This window comes from Psychrobacter sp. CAL346-MNA-CIBAN-0220, assembly GCF_040309805.1.
Classification (GTDB): domain Bacteria; phylum Pseudomonadota; class Gammaproteobacteria; order Pseudomonadales; family Moraxellaceae; genus Psychrobacter.
The window spans coordinates 1-244 of the sequence record NZ_JBEOPF010000636.1 but is presented as its reverse complement, the minus strand read 5'-3'; the positions used below and the strand labels follow the sequence as shown (position 1 = coordinate 244).

Here is a 244-nt window from a genome sequence, read left to right as displayed (position 1 = left end):
CTTTCTGTCCGGCCTTTAATAGCTCTACTACGGTATGTGTACCAATATAGCCTGCGCCGCCGGTTACCAAAATTGTCATAGTTTAATCGTCCTGTGAATTAATGAGTCAAGTTATAGGGCTGGTTGATTTTTGGCGATCAACTTTTATCAGGTCAGTTAGATAAATAGCCTCTCATGTATTGTAAATTATCACAGTTCAATTGCCATTTAAATTATTGATGGCACGTTCAAATTAATACCGGTC

The 244-nt window shown here is 38.1% G+C and carries 1 protein-coding gene; it reads right to left on the bottom strand.

What is annotated here, in order from left to right; genetic code table 11:
• On the bottom strand, window positions 1-79 hold a 79-nt coding region (locus AAEY88_RS15120; RefSeq protein WP_350563708.1), incomplete at its 3' end, for an NAD-dependent epimerase/dehydratase family protein.
• Between the last annotated feature and the right edge of the window lie 165 nt (window positions 80-244).